The 231-nt window shown below is 71.0% G+C and carries 1 protein-coding gene; it reads left to right on the top strand.

What is annotated here, in order from left to right; all coding sequences use genetic code 11:
• Nucleotides 1-231: hypothetical protein (locus ACLJNW_RS28975; RefSeq protein ID WP_410962134.1), on the top strand; the 231-nt coding region annotated here is incomplete at both ends.

The following is a 231-nucleotide window of genomic DNA, read 5'->3' as shown; positions in this document are numbered from 1 at the left end:
CTTCAGCGAGGCCGACAGCGGCAGCGATTTCGCCGCTACGCTGGATGGCGACAAGTCGTCCGACCTCGCGCCGCTGTTCGAGGCCTGGGGGCTGCGCCTGCTGCCGGGCAAGGTGCTCGGCGACGGCGCCTATGCGATGTCCATCAGTCTTGGCCGGGACCAGCGTCCGGCCCGGCATCCGGCCTGGCTCAGCTTGCCGCGCGAGGCGCTGGACCAGGACGACATCGCCAC

Origin of the sequence: Salmonella sp. SAL4457, from assembly GCF_046548235.1 — a bacterium.
Lineage (GTDB): Bacteria > Pseudomonadota > Gammaproteobacteria > Enterobacterales > Enterobacteriaceae > Salmonella > Salmonella enterica.
This window is presented reverse-complemented; position numbering and strand designations above follow the sequence as displayed.